Origin of the sequence: Peribacillus sp. NPDC096447, from assembly GCF_044762725.1 — a bacterium.
In the GTDB taxonomy this organism is placed as follows: Bacteria; Bacillota; Bacilli; order Bacillales; family DSM-1321; genus Peribacillus.
Genome location: NZ_JBIWEV010000006.1, coordinates 1 through 17,813, shown reverse-complemented (window position 1 = coordinate 17,813; position 17,813 = coordinate 1). Strand labels below are relative to the sequence as shown.

The window sequence follows — 17,813 nt, the reverse complement described above, 5'->3', positions numbered from 1 at the left end:
AAGACAGCCGGCAAAGAGAGTCCTGAACTCAAAATAAAAAGCCGGGAAATGAATTCCCCGGCTTTTTATTTTGATCGAAAAGAATTAGGATTCTGTTGTTTCCTCAACGTTATCCTTAATACGGTTAAGTGCCATGGAATAAGCATCATTTCCGTAATTCAAGCAGCGTTTGACCCTGGAAATCGTAGCCGTGCTTGCACCCGTTTCCGTTTCGATTTTATGATAGGTTTTTCCTTCTTCGAGCATGCGGGCTACTTCAAGACGCTGTGCCAGTGATGAAATTTCATTAACTGTGCATAAATCATCAAAAAATCGATAGCATTCGTCCAAATCACGCAAGGAAAGGATCGACTTAAACAGCTGATCCGTTTCTTTTCCTCTTAACTTATCAATTTGCATGTTACTCCCCCTCAATTTCATGGGTATCAAAATGTGACGTCTCCTACTAAACCAGGTTCATCAGGAATAATATTGATCCAAGTTTTCCCTGGAATCAACCCTACTTCTTTATCGTTTTTCACTGGTATAATCCGACCATCCTTATTAACCCATTCTACTTCATTCGCTTTTCCTTTTTGAAGTAAATAACCATTTCCGCCACTTTTCAAGTCGATTTTACGACGCCCTTTATCGTCGATCACTTGATGAGCAGCCTCAATGATCAATATATTATCCAGTAAAATAGGTTTATTCGATTTATGCTCGACTGTTTGCTTTCCATTCGAATAACGTTTATATTTCTCTTCCGTGGCTTCGTATTCATACTGTACATCATACTCGTCTGATCCGTAGGACACCTCGGTTTTCAATGCCGGTTCCCCTTGAAGTCCAGCTGCCTCTTCCTTGGTAAGGAAAGCATAAGGCTCCGGTGCACCATTCAACTCATATCCCTTTTCCTTCGCACCTTTTTGGATATCCTCAAAGGAGGTGTAGGAATTATGCGGTGCTTTTCGATCTGCCGAACGTTGAAACAAAGTACCATCATAATATAATCCGTTCAAGTTATCAATATACCCTTTGTCCAGCATGGTTTTTGCCTCGGGGCTGTTCCCATGACAGACATAGATGCAATCAAGGCCTTTAGCCAATTCGATATAATAGTCCCTTGCACTCCGGATTGGACCGATTTGGCTTGGCATTTCACTTTGGAAGATAGCTAAAAATCTGGTTATGTCACCTTCTGCGAGCATTTCAAAGACGATATCGGCTTCTGAGAGGCCCGATTGTGGGCGTGCTTCCGGATGATTATTAATCATCACTGCTGCAGCCCTGCGCTCACTGCCTGCATCGGTGGCTATACCTGTTAGTGGAAACTCATTGGAAGGTTCATTTTTCACATCTGTATTTTTGATGACAGCTTGGTCTTTCGGCTTATTGTCATCCGATGCAGAATCTTCTTTCGTAGAACATCCTGCCAGCAGTAAAATAGCAATAACGATGAAAAGAACTCTCTTAAGGTTCATCTTTCCACTCCTCTGATTTATTAGCCATTTCTTCTCTTATATTTTAACGCATTATAGTAGGAAAGAGTATAGTTTTATTCATTACATCATATACTCCTCGCTGGGTTAGCCTTATATATGGCAGATGGGTTGTCGAAAAGAATGAAAGGGTGTACACAGGATCGGCGAAGCGATAACCTCTCTCACGCAGCAAATGTTTCAATTCATTTTCTTCTTCTATCAGTTCAGGAACCTCCTTGGTGGACATGACTCCCTTTAATTTCAGAGGAAGTTCATGGATCACCTTGCCTTGTTCCGTTAAAATGATTCCGCCGCCGATTTCCTTCAGCCGGTTAAATGCCAAATGCATATCCTTTTTCCTTTTACCGATCAGTATGATATCACCTGTATTTGTATAAGAGCCTGCGAAGCCGCATAATTTGTCCGCAAACCCTTTTAATATCGTATTGATGCGCCATTTCCCTTCCCGATCGATAAGCATGAAAAAGCATTCATCATCCTCAAAGTTCAGTTCTTCATGGCCAACATCATTGGCAAGCGAGTACGGTTTCGTAATTACATTATTGACCAATTCAATCCCAAACGGCATGGAAAATTCAAAATCTTCCTTTAAACTAAGATCCCAATCAAGATCGAGCGGTTTAAAATCGAAATCACTCCATTCGATTTCCTGCTTATCCGGAATGATTTCACCATCCCTTTTAACCCATTTCCCTTTTGCCATTACCGAAACCGGTGCGGGTTCCTTTACATCGGTCAGGAAGTTGATGTTCGCTACCCTTCCAGTGGCAATATTGCCATGAAGGTATTCAATGTTATAATACCGTGCGATGTTGATAGTTGCCATATTGTATGCATCGATGACCGGAACACCATGCTCTATCGCTATTTTGATCAAGCAGTCTATGAAACCACCTTCATAAAAGGACGGCGGCGATCCATCTGTCGTATAAAAGAATTTGTCATAATGATCGATGCCCAGTTCATGGATTTCCCGTATCAGCTTTGGTAAATCCGGACGGATCGAAGAATGTCTTAACGATACATAATAGCCCTGCAGCAAGCGCGACATGACCTCATCGCCTGTCATTGCCTCATGATCACAATCGGCGCCGAACAAGGTCATTTTTGCTAAAGTCTTCTCTGAAGCTCCTGGAAAGTGTCCTTCAATTTTCTTCCTCATTCGCTTGGCTTCCTGAATCCAGTGCAGCATCATGTCATCCCCATCGAGAAGCTTCGGCCATCCAGTCAATTCCCCCCCCTGTAATACTGCATCATGCTCCAGCCATGATTTAACGGCCCCATGGGAAAAGACCGTATCTTCATCGATCAATTCCGTTTGTCCGTCAAAACGGCTCCACCAATACATTGTTACAGGAATGTTACGTAATTCTTTCAAAAGAGAAAACGCTTTCTTTTTATCTAACTGCAATAGAAACGGCAAGTTATCATTGATCAATGTCGTTGTGCCAAAATGAGATGCATAACGTGAAAAAGAAAGGGGATTATATAATTGAGAAGGATGTGAATGCGGCTCAATATAACCCGGGACCAAGTACTGGTTTGTACAGTCTACCATTTCACAGCGGTCTATATTATCAGGAAGCTTATCGCCAACATATATGATGCGATCCTCATATATCCATATATTTGCCTTTACCCATTTTCGTAATGCCTGATTTAAATAAGTCGTATTTTTAAGCAGAATGTGTGGTGCCCTATTGCCATCCAGCACATCTATATGTTCTCTTAGATGTTTATTTTTCCATCTATAGCGCTGTTCAAGCATAAACATTCCCCCATAAGTTATTAGAAACAGATGTATGAAAAAACCATTTTCAATCCAATTTTATTTCATAGTAACATACTTGCCCCATTAGAACAGTAATGTTATCCAGAATATTGTTAAATTTTTGTGAAGGGATGGACTTTAAATGAAGTTTAAACAAAATATCAGTATAATAAATGCATTAATGCGAATTACCTGTGGTTTTACATTTTTAACATGGGCCATGGCTAAAATGGTGAAAAAACCATGGAAAAACCAATCTTACATAATCGTGGTGATGCTTTCTGCCATGAAAATAGGCGAAGGCATACTCCGCTATTGTCCTGTCGTCGATGCGATGGAAAACGGGCAGAACTTGATGAAAAGTGAATCAAAACAGGAAAATGAATCTAATCAATCTGATTCATTTTAAGTTTTTTCTAAAGAAGAAGCTGACTCCGCTTAGAGTCAGCTTCTTTATATTATGATGAAAAATTGTATTTTATTGCTCGGTAGCCAATATCCGTTCGCCAAAATAAGCCGGCTTTCTCAATATGCCCTAACTCTTTATATACTTCAGCTTGGGCAGAGGCCAAATCTTTCCCTTTTGCAGCAACCAGAAGTACACGTCCGCCATTCGAGATGAAGTTCCCTTCATTATTGAGAGCCGTTCCAGCATGATAAACATGGGCTTTCTCATCAATCTTTTCCAAGCCTTTAATGATAGATCCCTTTTTATATTCCCCTGGATATCCATCAGCTGCGACGACCACTCCAAGCACGGCTTCTTCATGCCATTCAAGTTGCAAATCCTCTCCAGAAAGAACCGCTTCAAGCGTATCCACGAAATCTGTTTTTAGGCGCGGTAAAACAACTTGCGTTTCCGGATCGCCAAAACGTGCATTGAACTCAATGACTTTTGTGCCTTTTTCAGTAGCGATCAACCCGGCATATAATATTCCTGTAAAACTCCGATTCTCAGAAATCATCGCATTTACCGTGGGCTTAAGAATCGTTTCGACTGCAGTCTGAATCATTTCATCGGAAATTTGCGGCACCGGTGAGTATGCACCCATTCCACCTGTGTTCGGACCTTGATCTCCATCAAAAACCCGCTTATGATCCTGAGCAATGACCATCGGATACACTTTTTCCCCATTAACGAATGCCATCAATGAAAATTCCTCGCCATCAAGGAATTCCTCAATAACGACTTTGGCAGATGCTTCCCCGAACTTTGCCCCGACAAGCATATCATGGATGGCGTCTAACGCCTCTTCCATCGTCATAGCAACTACGACACCTTTTCCAGCAGCCAAACCATCCGCTTTTATGACGATGGGTGCACCCATTTTTTCGATATATGCCTTTGCTGAATCATAATCAGAGAATGTTTCATATTCCGCTGTCGGAATGCTGTAGTTCTTCATTAAATCTTTAGCAAAGGATTTACTTCCCTCGATGACTGCAGCACGGCCATTAGGGCCAAATACCTGTAATCCTGCCTCCGCAAAATCATCGGCAAGTCCATTCAACAAGGGTGTTTCGGGCCCGATCACCGTTAATGAAACTGCATTCTTTTTGGCAAAGGCAACCAATTCCCCGTGATTGTTTTCATCAATTGGAACAAGAGTCGCCACATCGGTCATCCCTGGATTTCCCGGTGCTGCAAAAACAGTCCCAACCCGTTTACTTTCAAATAGTTTGCGGGCTATGGCATGCTCCCTGCCGCCCCGGCCAATTACTAGTACATTCATTATGGCACCTCGTTTTTGATTAATGTTTAAAGTGACGAATTCCTGTAAACACCATTGTAATCCCATATTCATCAGCTTTCTTGATTGAATCCTCATCTTTAACAGATCCACCAGGCTGAATGATTGCCGTGACTCCCGCTTTTGCTGCCGCTTCTACAGTATCATCCATTGGGAAGAAAGCATCTGATGCCAATGCACTTCCTGTCGCTCTTTCCCCAGCTTGTTCCAGAGCAATTTTTGCAGCTCCTACACGGTTCATTTGACCTGCGCCAACACCTAATGTCATTTGATCGTTACAAACCACTATTGCATTCGACTTGACATGTTTCACGATTTTCCAGCCAAGTTCCATGGCTTTCCACTCTTCAGGGGTAGGCTCACGTTTCGTTGCCACTTTTACCTCTGCATCCTTTAAGCTATGTGCATCCCGATCTTGAATAAGTAATCCGCCTTCAATGGATGTCAATTTACGTTCAGGCTTTTTAACCGCGTCGAAATCGATTGTTAATAAACGGAGGTTTTTCTTGCTTGTCAATACTTCCGCTGCCTCTTGTGTAAACCCAGGGGCAATGATGATTTCAAGGAAAATTTCATGAAGCTTTTCCGCAGTCGCCTTATCGACTTCACGGTTCAAAGCGATGATCCCACCGAAAATGGAGGTGGCATCTGCCTCATAAGCTTTTTCATATGCTTCCAAAATGGTCGCACCGACACCGACGCCGCAAGGATTCATATGTTTGACTGCAACTGCAGCAGGCTCATCGAATTCTTTAACGATTTGAAGTGCTGCATCAGCATCATTGATGTTGTTGTATGATAGTTCTTTTCCATGTAATTGCTTCGCTTCTGCAATTGAGAAAACGGAACCAAGCGGCTTTTTATAGAATGCGGCTTTTTGATGTGGATTTTCCCCATAACGAAGCGACTGTTTCAATTCATAGGTAACAGTCAATGATTCAGGATTTTCTTCATCGGCAAGCTCTGTCATATACTCTGAAATAACTGCATCATATGCTGCCGTATGACGGAAAACTTTTGCAGCCAGGCGGCGATTCGTGGTTTTTGCTACCCCGCCGTTTTGTTTCAGCTCAGCCAATACGGTAGGATAATCATTGGAATCAACGATAACAGTCACATATTCGTGGTTTTTAGCAGAAGAACGAAGCATTGTCGGTCCACCGATATCGATGTTTTCAATAGCATCTTCCACAGTGACTTCCGGTTTGGAAATAGTCGCTTGGAATGGATATAGGTTTACACAGACAAGTTGTATGGGTTCAATATTATGCTCAGCAAGCTGTGCTACGTGACTTTTGTCATCATGTTTTGCCAACACTGCTCCATGGACATTCGGGTGAAGCGTTTTAACACGTCCATCCAATATTTCCGGGAAACCGGTGACGTCACTGATTCCAATAACCTCAATACCATTTTCCTGAAGCGTTTTTTTAGTACCGCCTGTAGAAATGATTTCAAAACCTGCTTCAATTAAACCTTGAGCAAATTCTACGATACCTGTTTTATCCGATACACTAATTAATGCGCGTTTCTTCATGTTATGTTGGTCCCTCCATTAAGTAAGTTTCTTGTGGCATAGCTCCTGCAAGACTGCTGGATACAAGTCATGCTCCATTTCCTGAATCCTTTTCTGAAGGATGTCTTTCGTATCCCCTTCAAGAATTGGCACTGTTTTTTGGGCAATGACCGGTCCTGTGTCCATTCCATCATCAACATAATGAACGGTTACCCCCGTTTCCTTCACTCCGGCATCAAAAGCCTGGCCAATTGCATCCTTGCCTGGAAAACTAGGCAGAAGTGAAGGGTGGATGTTCACAATCCTCTGTGAATACTTTTGTAATAATGTCGGACCGATCAAACGCATATAACCAGCAAGAATGATGAATTCTATCTCATACTGGCGAAGTTTTTCCAGGATTTCCGATTCATATTCAGTCTTGTTTGAGTAATTCTTTGCTGAAAAGGAGAAAGAGTCAATATTCTCAAGCTTTGCTCTCTCAAGCACATATGCGTCTTCACGATCGCAAACGACAAGACAGATTTCCGCCTCCAACTTTCCACTTTTTATTGCTTCAGCAATTGATTGAAAATTACTACCGTTACCTGATGCAAAGACAGCAAGGCGTTTCATTATTTGAACGACACTCCATTTCCATCCACGATCGTTCCAATAATTGAGGCTTCTTCACCGCAAGACTTTAGGTGGGCTAGCACATCCGATGCCACTTCTTTTTTGACGACAGCCGTCATCCCAATACCCATATTGAAGATATTGAACATTTCCTCTTTTACAAGGTTCCCTTTTTCTTCAAGGAATGAGAATATAGTTGGAATTTCCCAGCTTCCAAGCTCGATTTCAACACCGCATCCTTCAGGAAGGATACGCGGAATATTCTCGATGAATCCTCCGCCGGTGATATGGGCAAGACCATTAACCTCAAATTTTTCCAACGTCGATAAAACGGACTTCACATAGATTTTTGTCGGTTTTAATAATTCCTCTCCCAACATGCAATCCAGTTCCGGTACGAAGTCATGAAGCCCCATACCTGAGTCTTCAAGAAGGATCTTACGAACAAGGGAATACCCATTACTGTGGATGCCGCTTGAAGCGAGTCCAATAACGACATCACCCGCCGAGATTGCTTCACCAGTAATCAGACGTGATTTTTCAACGGCACCTACAGTAAAACCTGCCACATCGTATTCTTCCGTCTCATACATGCCTGGCATTTCAGCCGTTTCTCCGCCGATTAAAGCACAGCCCGCCTGCTCACAGCCATCTGCAATTCCTTTGACGATCATTTCAATTCGTTCAGGATCTGCTTTACCGCAGGCAATATAATCTAAAAAGTATAAAGGTGCAGCACCTTGAACGACAACATCATTGACGCACATAGCTACACAATCCACTCCAATTGTATCGTGTTTATCCATCATGAACGCCAACAAAAGTTTTGTACCCACTCCATCCGTACCAGAAATGAGCACAGGTTCTTTAAGGTTCAAGGAAGATAAATCAAACATGCCGCCGAAACCGCCCAGACCATTCATTACTTCTGGACGAAATGTGCGCTTTACATGTTTTTTCATTCGATTTACCGCTTCATAACCAGCCTCAATATCCACACCAGCCTGTTTATATGCATTAGCCATTTGAAATCCTCCTCCGAAAATCAATCATCATTGCCGACTTGATTAACATTTTGTTTTTTCTCGTTCGTATTCAAAAATTTCAGTCGGATAATTTCCGGTGAAACAAGCTAGGCATGAACCGCGCGTTTCTCCAGGAAACGGTCGTCCAATTGCTTCGACCATACCTTCGACACTTAAAAATGTTAAGGAATCAGCACCGATGATTTCCCTTATTTCCTCCACCGATTTAGAGCTCGCAATCAGTTCTTCCTTTTTAGACGTGTCTATGCCATAAAAACATGGATTCTTGATCGGTGGTGAGCTGATTACTACATGCACTTCTTTCGCTCCGGCATCTTTTAACATGCGGACAATCCTTCTGCTCGTTGTCCCACGGACGATTGAATCATCAACCATTATGACCCGCTTGCCTTCCACTACCCCTCTTACAGGTGATAGTTTCATCTTTACGCCTTGTTCACGCAGACTTTGTGATGGCTGAATGAAAGTCCGTCCAACATACCGGTTTTTTATTAAACCCATTTCATAGGGAATGCCTGCAGCTTCAGCATATCCTATCGCTGCCGAAATGCTGGAATCAGGTACACCTGTTACTACATCTGCTTCAATTCTGGCTTCCAGTGCCATTTGTTTGCCAAGGTTTTTTCGCGCCGTATGGACATTGATACCATCAATGTTGCTGTCCGGACGGGAAAAATACACGTACTCCATCGTGCACATTGCCTGTTGGCTGGAAAGCGAAAAGTATTCGGATGTGATTCCCTCATCATTAATGACAACGAGTTCACCCGGCTCAATATCGCGGATGAATTCTGCACCTACAATATCAAGTGCACATGTTTCGGATGCAGCGAAATATGCATCGCCTATTTTCCCCAAGGAAAGTGGACGGAAGCCATGCGGATCTCTTGCCATGATCATTTGGTTTTCGGTCATGATGACAAAGGCATAGGCTCCCTTCAGCATGCTTAAACTGTTCTTCACGGAATCTCTTACATCCGAGTAGCCGGAGCGTTTAATAAGATGTGCCAGAACTTCCGTATCAGATGTCGTTTGAAAAATGCTTCCTTGTCCTTCAAGCTGTGCTTTTAATTGATGGGCATTGACGATATTCCCATTATGAGCAAGGGCCAGCCCTCCTGTATGCGAATTGAACAGGAAAGGCTGAACATTTTGATACCCGCCGCCGCCTGCCGTTGTATAACGGACATGGCCGATTGCCGCTTTACCACTACCGGAAAGTGCCTGCATTTTTTCCGCAGTGAATATCTCTGTGACAAGTCCTTCGCCCTTAGAGATGGACATCTGCTCACCATCCGTCACGACGATGCCCGCTCCTTCTTGACCACGATGTTGCAAGCTATGCAAACCGTAGTAAGCAAGCTGTGCAGCATCGGGATGTCCCCAGACTCCAACAACACCACACTCTTCGTTTAGGCTTCTTATTTCAGCAAGCATGGTATGGCTCCCTTCCAAGCTGTTTGTAAATCTTCAACGTCCGCTTCCAATACTTTGCTATCACTTGTTGCCACGACTAATTTATTATCAGCCGTTACTGAGCCTATGCAAATCGCATCTTCAACAAGAGCTTCAAATGACGCTTGGTTTTCAGGATTGATGGACAGTAAGAATCGTGATTGCGTTTCACTGAATAATTCGGATACAGGTTCGCCGGATATATCCACTTTTGCCCCAAGTTTGCTAGCCCCGAATAAAGATTCAGCTAAAGCCACTGCCAAACCGCCTTCCGAAAGGTCATGGGCTGATGCAACAAGTCCTTTTTGGATTGCCGTCAGAATTTGCTGCTGACGTTTTTGTTCAACGGCCAAATCAAGTTCTGGAGCGCGTCCAAAGATTTTACCCTCGAGCATTTTCTGTAATTCACTGCCACCAAATTCAACTTTTGCTTCGCCGACCACATAAATCAAATCGGATTCATTTTTAAATGTTTGTGTTGTGATGTGCTTAAGGTCACTGACTAGACCAACCATACCAACTACAGGTGTCGGATAAATCGCTTCACCATTCGTTTCATTATAAAGGGAAACATTTCCGCCGATTACAGGAGTACTTAAGCTTCTGCAAGCTTCACTCATACCGTCTGCCGCTTTTTCCAGTTGCCAAAATATTTCTGGTTTTTCTGGATTCCCAAAATTCAAGCAATCCGTAATCGCTAAAGGTTCCGCACCCGAGCAAATGATGTTACGGGCTGCTTCAGCCACTGCGATTTTGCCGCCTGTTTCAGGGTCTAAATAAATAAAGCGTGAGTTGCAATCCGTCGTCATGGCAAGGGCTTTATTCGTACCACGTACACGCACTACCGCCGCATCCGATCCAGGTGAAACGACTGTATTCGTGCGGACCATGTAGTCATATTGGTCGTAGACCCATTCTTTACTCGAAATTGTCGGTTGCTTCAATAGTGATACCAATGTTTCTTTATAATCTTCAATGACTGGCACTTCTGCCGTCATGCTTTGGAAGTCACGGAAATATTGCGGCTCTGCAGATGGCTTATGATAAATCGGAGCTTCTTCAGCCAATGCATCAACCGGAACCTCAGCAACGATTTCACCTTGATGGGAAAGTGTTAGATTTTTATCATCCGTTACTTCACCAACAGCAACCGCTTCTAGGTCGTATTTCGTAAACAAGTCGACGATTTCCTGTTCGCGTCCTTTAGTGACAACGATCAGCATCCGCTCTTGTGATTCAGAAAGCATCATTTCATATGCTGTCATACCCGTTTCACGCTGCGGTACCAAATCCAGGTTCATTTTTATTCCTGAGCCAGCTTTACTCGCCATCTCGGCAGATGAGCTTGTAAGACCTGCTGCTCCCATATCCTGAATGCCAACAAGTGCATCATTTTGAATCAATTCAAGGCATGCTTCCAAGAGCAGTTTCTCCATGAATGGATCGCCTACTTGTACGGCAGGCCGTTTTTCTTCTGAAGACTCTGATAGCTCTTCAGATGCAAATGTTGCTCCATGAATACCATCACGTCCAGTTTTGGCACCCACATACATCACTGTGTTGCCCACTCCATGCGCTTGGCCTTTTTTAATGTCCTTATGATCGATCAAACCGACACACATTGCATTGACCAGAGGATTTCCTTCATACGATGGATCAAATTGAATTTCTCCGCCGACAGTTGGAATTCCGATACAATTCCCGTATCCTGCAATCCCTGCGACCACTTCTTTAAATAAATATTTCACGCGATCATTGTCTAGCTCACCGAAGCGAAGCGAGTTCAACATCGCAATCGGACGGGCACCCATGGAGAAAACATCACGGATAATTCCGCCAACACCAGTAGCGGCACCTTGATAAGGCTCTATTGCCGAAGGGTGGTTATGACTTTCAATTTTAAAAACGACAGCCTGATCGTCACCGATATCAACGATACCTGCTCCTTCACCAGGACCTTGTAGCACTTTCTCCCCTGTAATCGGGAATTTCCTTAAGATGGGTTTTGAATTTTTGTAGGAACAATGCTCTGACCACATAACCGAAAACAATCCAGTTTCCGTATAATTCGGCAGTCTGCCTAAGATTTTCTCCACCATTGCAAATTCATCATCGGATAGTCCCATAGTTGCGTACAATCGATCCGATTTAATTTTTTCCGGACTTGGTTCAAGCTGTAATAACATGTGATTCCCTCCAGTTTTTTACGATGGATTGAAAAATCTTTAAGCCGTCTTTACTGCCAAGCAGCGAATCAACAGCACGTTCGGGATGAGGCATCATTCCGAGGACATTTCCTTGTTCATTTGTAATTCCCGCTATTTGCTCCAAGCTTCCGTTTGGATTTTCACCATCATACGTGAACAAGATGCGGTTATTTTGTTTTAATTCAGCCAATGTCTCATTATCGCAGTAGTAATTCCCTTCACCATGGGCAACAGGGATCGTAATCGTTTCATTTAATTCATATCCTGTCGTGAACATCGATTGATTATTTTCAACCTTCAGCCCTACATTGCGGCAAATGAATTTCAAGCCTTCATTACGGCGCATCGCACCAGGTAAGAGTCCTGCTTCAAGTAAAATCTGAAAACCATTGCAGACACCCAATACAGGCTTTCCTGCTTGTGCCGCTTTTACGACTTCGGCCATTACATTCGAAAATCTTGCAATTGCTCCAGAGCGTAAATAGTCTCCATAAGAGAAACCTCCAGGAAGAAGAATCCCATCATACTGATCTAGATTGTCTGTAGAGTGCCAAACATACTCCACTTCTTCCCCCAGTGCATCCTTTATCGCATGGTACATATCGACATCACAATTGGAACCAGGGAAAACTATGACAGCAAATTTCATTGGGTGATAACCTCCTCAACATCATAACGGTAAGCTTCAATTACCGTATTGGCCAATAGCTTTTCACACATTTCCTTCACAAGTTGATCTAAATCACGATCCGTATCCTTAATTGTAAGTTCAATGTATTTCCCCACTCGAACATCACTAACTTCGTTATAAGTCAAACTATGAAGTGATTGTTGCACTGCTGCTCCCTGTGGATCTAGTACACTTTCGCGTAGTGTGATATATACCTTAACCTTATACATGTTGAGTGCCCTCCAACTTTGTTAGTATTTTTTCGTAAGCATCTGTTAAACTTCCTAAATCGCGGCGGAATACATCTTTGTCTAACTTTTCGTTCGTATTAATATCCCATAACCGGCAGGTATCAGGTGAAATTTCATCTGCCAGCAGGATGTCTCCATTCGAGGTTTTACCAAACTCTAATTTAAAATCAATCAATTTAATGTCTAACTCTTTAAAGAAGGAAGTTAAGACGATACTGATTTCTTGTGCCTTTTCTTTTAAAATCGCTACATCTTCCTTGCTTGCAAGTTCCAATTCTTCAATATGGTCTTCCGTTAACAGGGGATCGCCGAGTTCGTCATCTTTATAGTAAAACTCAATCAGCGTTTTCTTGAGCGGCTGGCCTTCTTCAATGCCAGTTCTTTTAGAAAAACTGCCGGCAGCCGTATTTCTGACAACGACTTCAAGCGGAATGATGGATACCCTCTTGACTAGCTGCTCCCGGTCGGAAAGCATTTCAATAAAATGGGACGGGATATTCTCTTGGGCAAGCTTTGAAAATAGTAAGCTAGTAATTTGATTATTCAACTTACCTTTTCCGGCAATCTCTGACTTCTTTTCACCATTAAACGCTGTTGCCGAATCCTTGTATTCCACCCAAACTATTTCACTGTTATCCGTTGCAAAAATCTGTTTCGCTTTTCCTTCATACAACAATTCTCGTTTTTCCATCTGTCCAGACCCCCACATTGTGAATATTATGAATCTTCCTGCCATTGATCAGGCTTGGCAAACATATCACCGTTTAGAGGTGCCATGTTTGCCGCCTTCACTTTTATAAACCTAAACGATCAAAGATTACATCAACATTTTTCAGGTGATGAGTAGGATCGAAACAATCATCAAGTTCTTCTTTCGTAAGCAAGCTTGTGATTTTATCATCCTTTTCGATCAGGCTTCTGAATGGAACCTGAAGCTCCCATGCTTCCATCGCTTTCGGCTGAACCGTATCATAAGCTTCTTCACGGACAAGTCCTTTATCGATAAGGGAAAGCAGCACACGTTGTGAGAAAATCAATCCAAGCGTACGGTCCATATTGCGTTTCATATTTTCTGGATAAACGGTCAAGTTCTTCACTATGTTGCTGAAACGGTTCAGCATGTAGTTTAATGCGATCGTTGCATCCGGCAAGATGATGCGCTCAGCAGAAGAATGCGAAATGTCACGTTCATGCCATAATGGCACATTCTCATATGCTGTCATCATGTAACCGCGGATTACACGAGCCATACCCGTCATATTTTCAGAACCGATTGGATTCCGTTTATGAGGCATTGCCGAAGATCCTTTTTGTCCTTTTGCAAAGAATTCTTCCACTTCGCGTGTTTCACTTTTTTGCAAGCCGCGAATTTCCACTGCGAATTTTTCAATTGATGTCGCAATTAAAGCCAATGTGCTCATATAATGTGCGTGGCGATCGCGCTGCAATGTTTGTGTTGAAATCGGCGCTGCTTCAAGGCCAAGCTTTTCACAAACGAATTTTTCAACGAACGGGTCGATGTTTGCGTAAGTTCCGACAGCTCCAGAGATTTTCCCAACCTCTATGTTCTTTCTAGCTTCTTCAAAACGTTCGACATTGCGTTTCATTTCTTGATACCAAAGAGCCAGTTTCAACCCAAAAGTGGTCGGTTCAGCATGAACTCCATGTGTACGTCCCATTTGAACCGTGTATTTATGTTCTTTCGCTTTATTTTTCAGGATCTCCACGAAGTTATTTAAATCCTTGGCAAGTATCTCATTCGCTTGCTTTATCACATATGAAAGAGCTGTATCCACCACATCAGTTGAAGTCAGTCCGTAATGGACCCATTTCCGTTCTTCACCCAACGTTTCAGAAACCGCACGTGTAAAAGCAACAACATCGTGACGTGTATCTTTTTCGATTTCATTGATACGGTCTACATCGAATGTAGCATTTTCACGAAGAAGCTTCACATCTTCTTTAGGAATGACACCTAGCTCAGACCATGCTTCACAAGCTAAGATTTCAACTTCCAACCACGCATTAAAGCGATTCTTTTCTGTCCAAATGTTTCCCATCTCTGGGCGGGTATAACGTTCAATCATTTTACTTCCTCCGTTTCAACCTGTTGATTCCATATTTTGCTTCGATCACTTTCCAAAAGAGCTTCCTCAATCGTTGGACGTAAAATATTCACATGACCCATTTTCCGCTTAAGCTTGGCTTCTTTCTTACCGTAAAGGTGAACCTTCCAATTTGAAAGCGTCGGAATTTCATCCATTAAGGGCCTAACATGCTCACCTAGGATGTTTATCATTACCACAGGCTTCAATAACTCCGTATTTCCGAGCGGCCAATTGCAGACAGCCCTTATATGCTGTTCGAACTGTGAAGTCTCACATGCTTCCATTGTATAATGGCCTGAGTTATGAGGTCTTGGAGCTAATTCATTAATGATGATATCATCCTGAGCGGTTAAAAACATCTCGACCGCCAATGTCCCCACCAAATCAAGTTTCTCTGCAAGCTGCAAAGCTTCATTAATAGCTTTCCGTTCAGCTTGTTGACTAATACGGGCGGGAACAATGCTTTTATGAAGAATGTTTTCAACATGAATGTTTTCTGCAATCGGAAAATGACTTGTCTCGCCATCTGCCTTGCGCGTCACGATAATGGATATTTCTTTTACGAAAGGAATCCAGGCTTCCAGCACACATATACCTGTTTTGAGCAGGGATTCAGCCTTTTTGATGTCGGCTTCTTCCTTAATGACCAACTGCCCTTTTCCATCATAACCGCCCCGCGTCGTTTTTAACACACTAGGGTACCCTAATTTCTCTATATGAAGGTAAATTTCTGAAATATCCTGTATTTCCTGATATGGAGCAACGGAAGCTCCTGCATCGGATATGGCTTTTTTTTCCGTAAGCCTATCCTGTGTCAGTTTTAATAATTCTGAGCCCTGTGGAAGAAATGCATGTTGCTTTAACCAATCCAGTGCTTCTGAACTGATATTTTCAAACTCGTATGTTATGACGTCACTGACCTCAGCCAACCTTTTCAATGCTTCGATATCATCATAAGCACCAGTGATTTCAATATCCGCCACTTGAGCACATGGACCTTCTGCTGTCGGCTCAAGGACCGCTATCTTAAAGCCCGATGCCTTAGCCGATAAGGCCATCATCCTGCCCAATTGTCCACCGCCGATTATTCCAATGGTCTGTCCCGGTAAAATGATTGTATTATTTAAGTTGTTCACTGCTCTGTAACACCTTTTCTCTCGTTTCGTCTCGTAAAGCCTCTAACCTATCAGCAATGTCAGAATCAAAAGCTGCTAATATTTGAGCCGCAAACAAACCGGCATTGACTGCGCCCGCTTTTCCGATCGCAACCGTTGCAACCGGTACGCCACCAGGCATTTGAACAATCGATAATAACGAATCCATCCCATTTAATGCCTTCGACTGTATTGGCACGCCTATCACAGGGACAATCGTTTTAGCGGCGGTCATACCTGGAAGATGTGCAGCCCCGCCTGCTCCGGCAATAATCACTTTAATATCTCTATCTTTTGCACTCTCTGCATATTCAAATAGTAAATCCGGCGTCCGGTGGGCGGAAACGACTCTTTTTTCATAGGGAATCTCAAGCTGTTCCAATGATTCACAAGCGTATTTCATCGTTTCCCAATCCGAGACACTTCCCATAATAACCCCAACTTGCGGTTTCATATCATCTTTCCCTCCAACACTCATATTATGGCGTCCCGGGTATGCAGACGGACGCTTATCATTTATCTATAACATGTAAATAAAAAAACCGGACAGGTTGCTTCCTCATCGAGAAAGCAACCTGTCCGGAGAAGAAAGCCCTTTTGAAAAAACAAAAAGACTTGGCTAGTTTCCGAAATAGTCAGATGCTTTTCTCATAGTCCGATGATTTACGGTCATCAGGTAGAAACTTTTGGGCCATATCCCCATGATTATATGAGATGTATTAATGTAACTTCATCTTACCTTCCGGCCATTTTAATGTCAAGTTAAAATCGAATATTTTTACATGATATTAATTAATCGTTCGTGTTTTACTCAATTAATTTTGCTTCGAATACAATTTTTCGATCAACTGGCACATAATGGACCTTGCCATTCTCGATTCTCTCGGCAAATATAGGCTCTTCCGTTCTCCTTACAGGAAAATACCCTGCCTCTTTAATTCGATCTAAACATGCATCGATTGTCTCTCCCTCGATAACTTCAAACTTTTCCTTACTCTTTTTACCCACAATACCTATTCCTTCCATAATTCTATTTTGTCTGTCTTCTTCCTTAGCATTTAACTTGCATTATTCTCATTAATAAATTCTTTCTAGTATAATGAAAAGAACAAGTAAAGACAAGAATACATTTCAAAACAAATGATTACATTATAATGGAAATTCCATAATGCCTAAGATTATGATATCCCTGTCTTCCGTAAAAGCACCTATACCCATAAATTATACATCCTCTTCCATATCCTACCCTTCTCTGAATTACTATAGCCTTATTCATGAAATTAACCTGCTCCATATTCGTATCTTGCTCTCGCGAATTATTTCAATTCAAGTATGACCGATTTTATAAGTCAGCTGTTGTAATTTGAGAGGATTTAACGAAGGTCGATTTATTTCATTTTAGGTCGAAAAAGTTAGGCTGCAGGTCGATTAGATGTTAATTTACGTCACTCATCCCTGAAAGCCGAAAGGATTGCAATACAAAAAAGACCAGCCGGATGGCGGATCTTTTTAAATGGCTTGGCGGCGTCCTACTCTCACAGGGGGAAACCCCCAACTACCATCGGCGCTGAAGAGCTTAACTGCCGTGTTCGGAATGGGAACGGGTGTGACCTCTTCGCTATCGCCACCAAACATATAAGGAACGTTGTTCCTTCAAAACTAGATAATAAGAAGGTATTTCATTTTTTTAAAAGCGTTGGTTAAGTCCTCGATCTATTAGTATCAGTCAGCTCCACATGTCACCATGCTTCCACCTCTGACCTATCAACCTGATCATCTTTCAGG

Annotated in this window: 17 protein-coding genes, 2 rRNA genes and 1 riboswitch; of the genes, 1 reads left to right on the top strand and 18 read right to left on the bottom strand. The window is 42.5% G+C overall.

Going from position 1 to position 17,813, the window contains the following annotated elements; genetic code table 11:
* Positions 1 to 84: 84 nt before the first annotated feature.
* Genes ACIQZD_RS19740 through ACIQZD_RS19730 form a run of 3 tightly spaced genes read right to left on the bottom strand, consistent with a single transcriptional unit; the run spans position 85 to position 3,252 of the window.
* Positions 85 to 399, bottom strand: a complete 315-nt coding sequence (locus ACIQZD_RS19740) for a YerC/YecD family TrpR-related protein (protein WP_034306094.1) — start codon at positions 397 to 399, stop codon at positions 85 to 87.
* A gap of 26 nt (positions 400 to 425) precedes the next feature.
* Complete coding sequence (locus ACIQZD_RS19735; protein WP_402905680.1) at positions 426 to 1,463, bottom strand: DUF3048 domain-containing protein; 1,038 nt, start codon at positions 1,461 to 1,463, stop codon at positions 426 to 428.
* A gap of 43 nt (positions 1,464 to 1,506) precedes the next feature.
* Positions 1,507 to 3,252 carry an adenine deaminase C-terminal domain-containing protein gene (locus ACIQZD_RS19730; RefSeq protein ID WP_402905678.1) on the bottom strand — a complete coding sequence of 582 codons (1,746 nt, stop codon included), beginning with the start codon at positions 3,250 to 3,252 and terminating at the stop codon, positions 1,507 to 1,509.
* A gap of 145 nt (positions 3,253 to 3,397) precedes the next feature.
* Between ACIQZD_RS19730 and ACIQZD_RS19725 the strand changes: the two genes are divergently transcribed.
* A complete protein-coding gene (locus tag ACIQZD_RS19725; protein WP_402905676.1) occupies positions 3,398 to 3,664 on the top strand; it encodes a YgaP-like transmembrane domain in 267 nt (88 codons plus the stop codon).
* A gap of 49 nt (positions 3,665 to 3,713) precedes the next feature.
* On the opposite strand, the gene purD is transcribed toward ACIQZD_RS19725, so the two are convergent.
* The 15 genes from purD to ACIQZD_RS19650 form a co-directional block, all read right to left on the bottom strand.
* Positions 3,714 to 4,988 carry a phosphoribosylamine--glycine ligase gene (gene purD / locus ACIQZD_RS19720; protein WP_402905674.1) on the bottom strand — a complete coding sequence of 425 codons (1,275 nt, stop codon included), beginning with the start codon at positions 4,986 to 4,988 and terminating at the stop codon, positions 3,714 to 3,716.
* A gap of 19 nt (positions 4,989 to 5,007) precedes the next feature.
* Positions 5,008 to 6,543 carry a bifunctional phosphoribosylaminoimidazolecarboxamide formyltransferase/IMP cyclohydrolase gene (purH, locus tag ACIQZD_RS19715; RefSeq protein WP_402905672.1) on the bottom strand — a complete coding sequence of 512 codons (1,536 nt, stop codon included), beginning with the start codon at positions 6,541 to 6,543 and terminating at the stop codon, positions 5,008 to 5,010.
* A gap of 18 nt (positions 6,544 to 6,561) precedes the next feature.
* Positions 6,562 to 7,137 (bottom strand): phosphoribosylglycinamide formyltransferase, encoded by a 576-nt coding sequence (gene purN / locus ACIQZD_RS19710; RefSeq protein ID WP_402905669.1) that lies wholly within the window; start codon positions 7,135 to 7,137, stop codon positions 6,562 to 6,564.
* Complete coding sequence (gene purM, locus ACIQZD_RS19705) at positions 7,137 to 8,162, bottom strand: phosphoribosylformylglycinamidine cyclo-ligase (RefSeq protein ID WP_402905668.1); 1,026 nt, start codon at positions 8,160 to 8,162, stop codon at positions 7,137 to 7,139. The genes purN and purM overlap by 1 nt, the downstream gene beginning before the upstream one ends.
* A gap of 42 nt (positions 8,163 to 8,204) precedes the next feature.
* Positions 8,205 to 9,620 (bottom strand): amidophosphoribosyltransferase, encoded by a 1,416-nt coding sequence (gene purF / locus ACIQZD_RS19700; protein ID WP_241590149.1) that lies wholly within the window; start codon positions 9,618 to 9,620, stop codon positions 8,205 to 8,207.
* Positions 9,605 to 11,824: a phosphoribosylformylglycinamidine synthase subunit PurL gene (gene purL, locus ACIQZD_RS19695; RefSeq protein ID WP_402905666.1), complete on the bottom strand. Its 2,220-nt coding sequence runs from the start codon at positions 11,822 to 11,824 to the stop codon at positions 9,605 to 9,607. The genes purF and purL overlap by 16 nt, the downstream gene beginning before the upstream one ends.
* On the bottom strand, positions 11,808 to 12,494 hold the full coding sequence (gene purQ / locus ACIQZD_RS19690; RefSeq protein WP_137018223.1) for a phosphoribosylformylglycinamidine synthase subunit PurQ: 687 nt from the start codon (positions 12,492 to 12,494) through the stop codon (positions 11,808 to 11,810). The genes purL and purQ overlap by 17 nt, the downstream gene beginning before the upstream one ends.
* A complete protein-coding gene (purS, locus tag ACIQZD_RS19685) occupies positions 12,491 to 12,745 on the bottom strand; it encodes a phosphoribosylformylglycinamidine synthase subunit PurS (protein WP_034306118.1) in 255 nt (84 codons plus the stop codon). Before purS ends, purQ begins: the two co-directional genes overlap by 4 nt.
* Positions 12,738 to 13,457: a phosphoribosylaminoimidazolesuccinocarboxamide synthase gene (purC, locus tag ACIQZD_RS19680; RefSeq protein ID WP_402905663.1), complete on the bottom strand. Its 720-nt coding sequence runs from the start codon at positions 13,455 to 13,457 to the stop codon at positions 12,738 to 12,740. The genes purS and purC overlap by 8 nt, the downstream gene beginning before the upstream one ends.
* Positions 13,458 to 13,560: 103 nt before the next feature.
* On the bottom strand, positions 13,561 to 14,853 hold the full coding sequence (gene purB / locus ACIQZD_RS19675) for an adenylosuccinate lyase (RefSeq protein WP_034306123.1): 1,293 nt from the start codon (positions 14,851 to 14,853) through the stop codon (positions 13,561 to 13,563).
* Complete coding sequence (gene purK, locus ACIQZD_RS19670) at positions 14,850 to 16,010, bottom strand: 5-(carboxyamino)imidazole ribonucleotide synthase (protein WP_402905661.1); 1,161 nt, start codon at positions 16,008 to 16,010, stop codon at positions 14,850 to 14,852. The genes purB and purK overlap by 4 nt, the downstream gene beginning before the upstream one ends.
* Entirely contained in the window at positions 15,994 to 16,482 is a 489-nt protein-coding gene (gene purE / locus ACIQZD_RS19665; protein WP_101225050.1) for a 5-(carboxyamino)imidazole ribonucleotide mutase, read from the bottom strand. Before purE ends, purK begins: the two co-directional genes overlap by 17 nt.
* Before the next feature lie 177 nt (positions 16,483 to 16,659).
* A riboswitch (purine riboswitch) is annotated at positions 16,660 to 16,761 on the bottom strand.
* A 74-nt stretch (positions 16,762 to 16,835) separates the two neighbouring features.
* On the bottom strand, positions 16,836 to 17,036 hold the full coding sequence (locus tag ACIQZD_RS19660; RefSeq protein WP_402905659.1) for an NETI motif-containing protein: 201 nt from the start codon (positions 17,034 to 17,036) through the stop codon (positions 16,836 to 16,838).
* Between the two features lie 508 nt (positions 17,037 to 17,544).
* Positions 17,545 to 17,660, bottom strand: a 5S ribosomal RNA gene (gene rrf, locus ACIQZD_RS19655).
* Between the two features lie 64 nt (positions 17,661 to 17,724).
* Positions 17,725 to 17,813 (bottom strand): 23S ribosomal RNA (locus ACIQZD_RS19650); the annotation flags it as partial.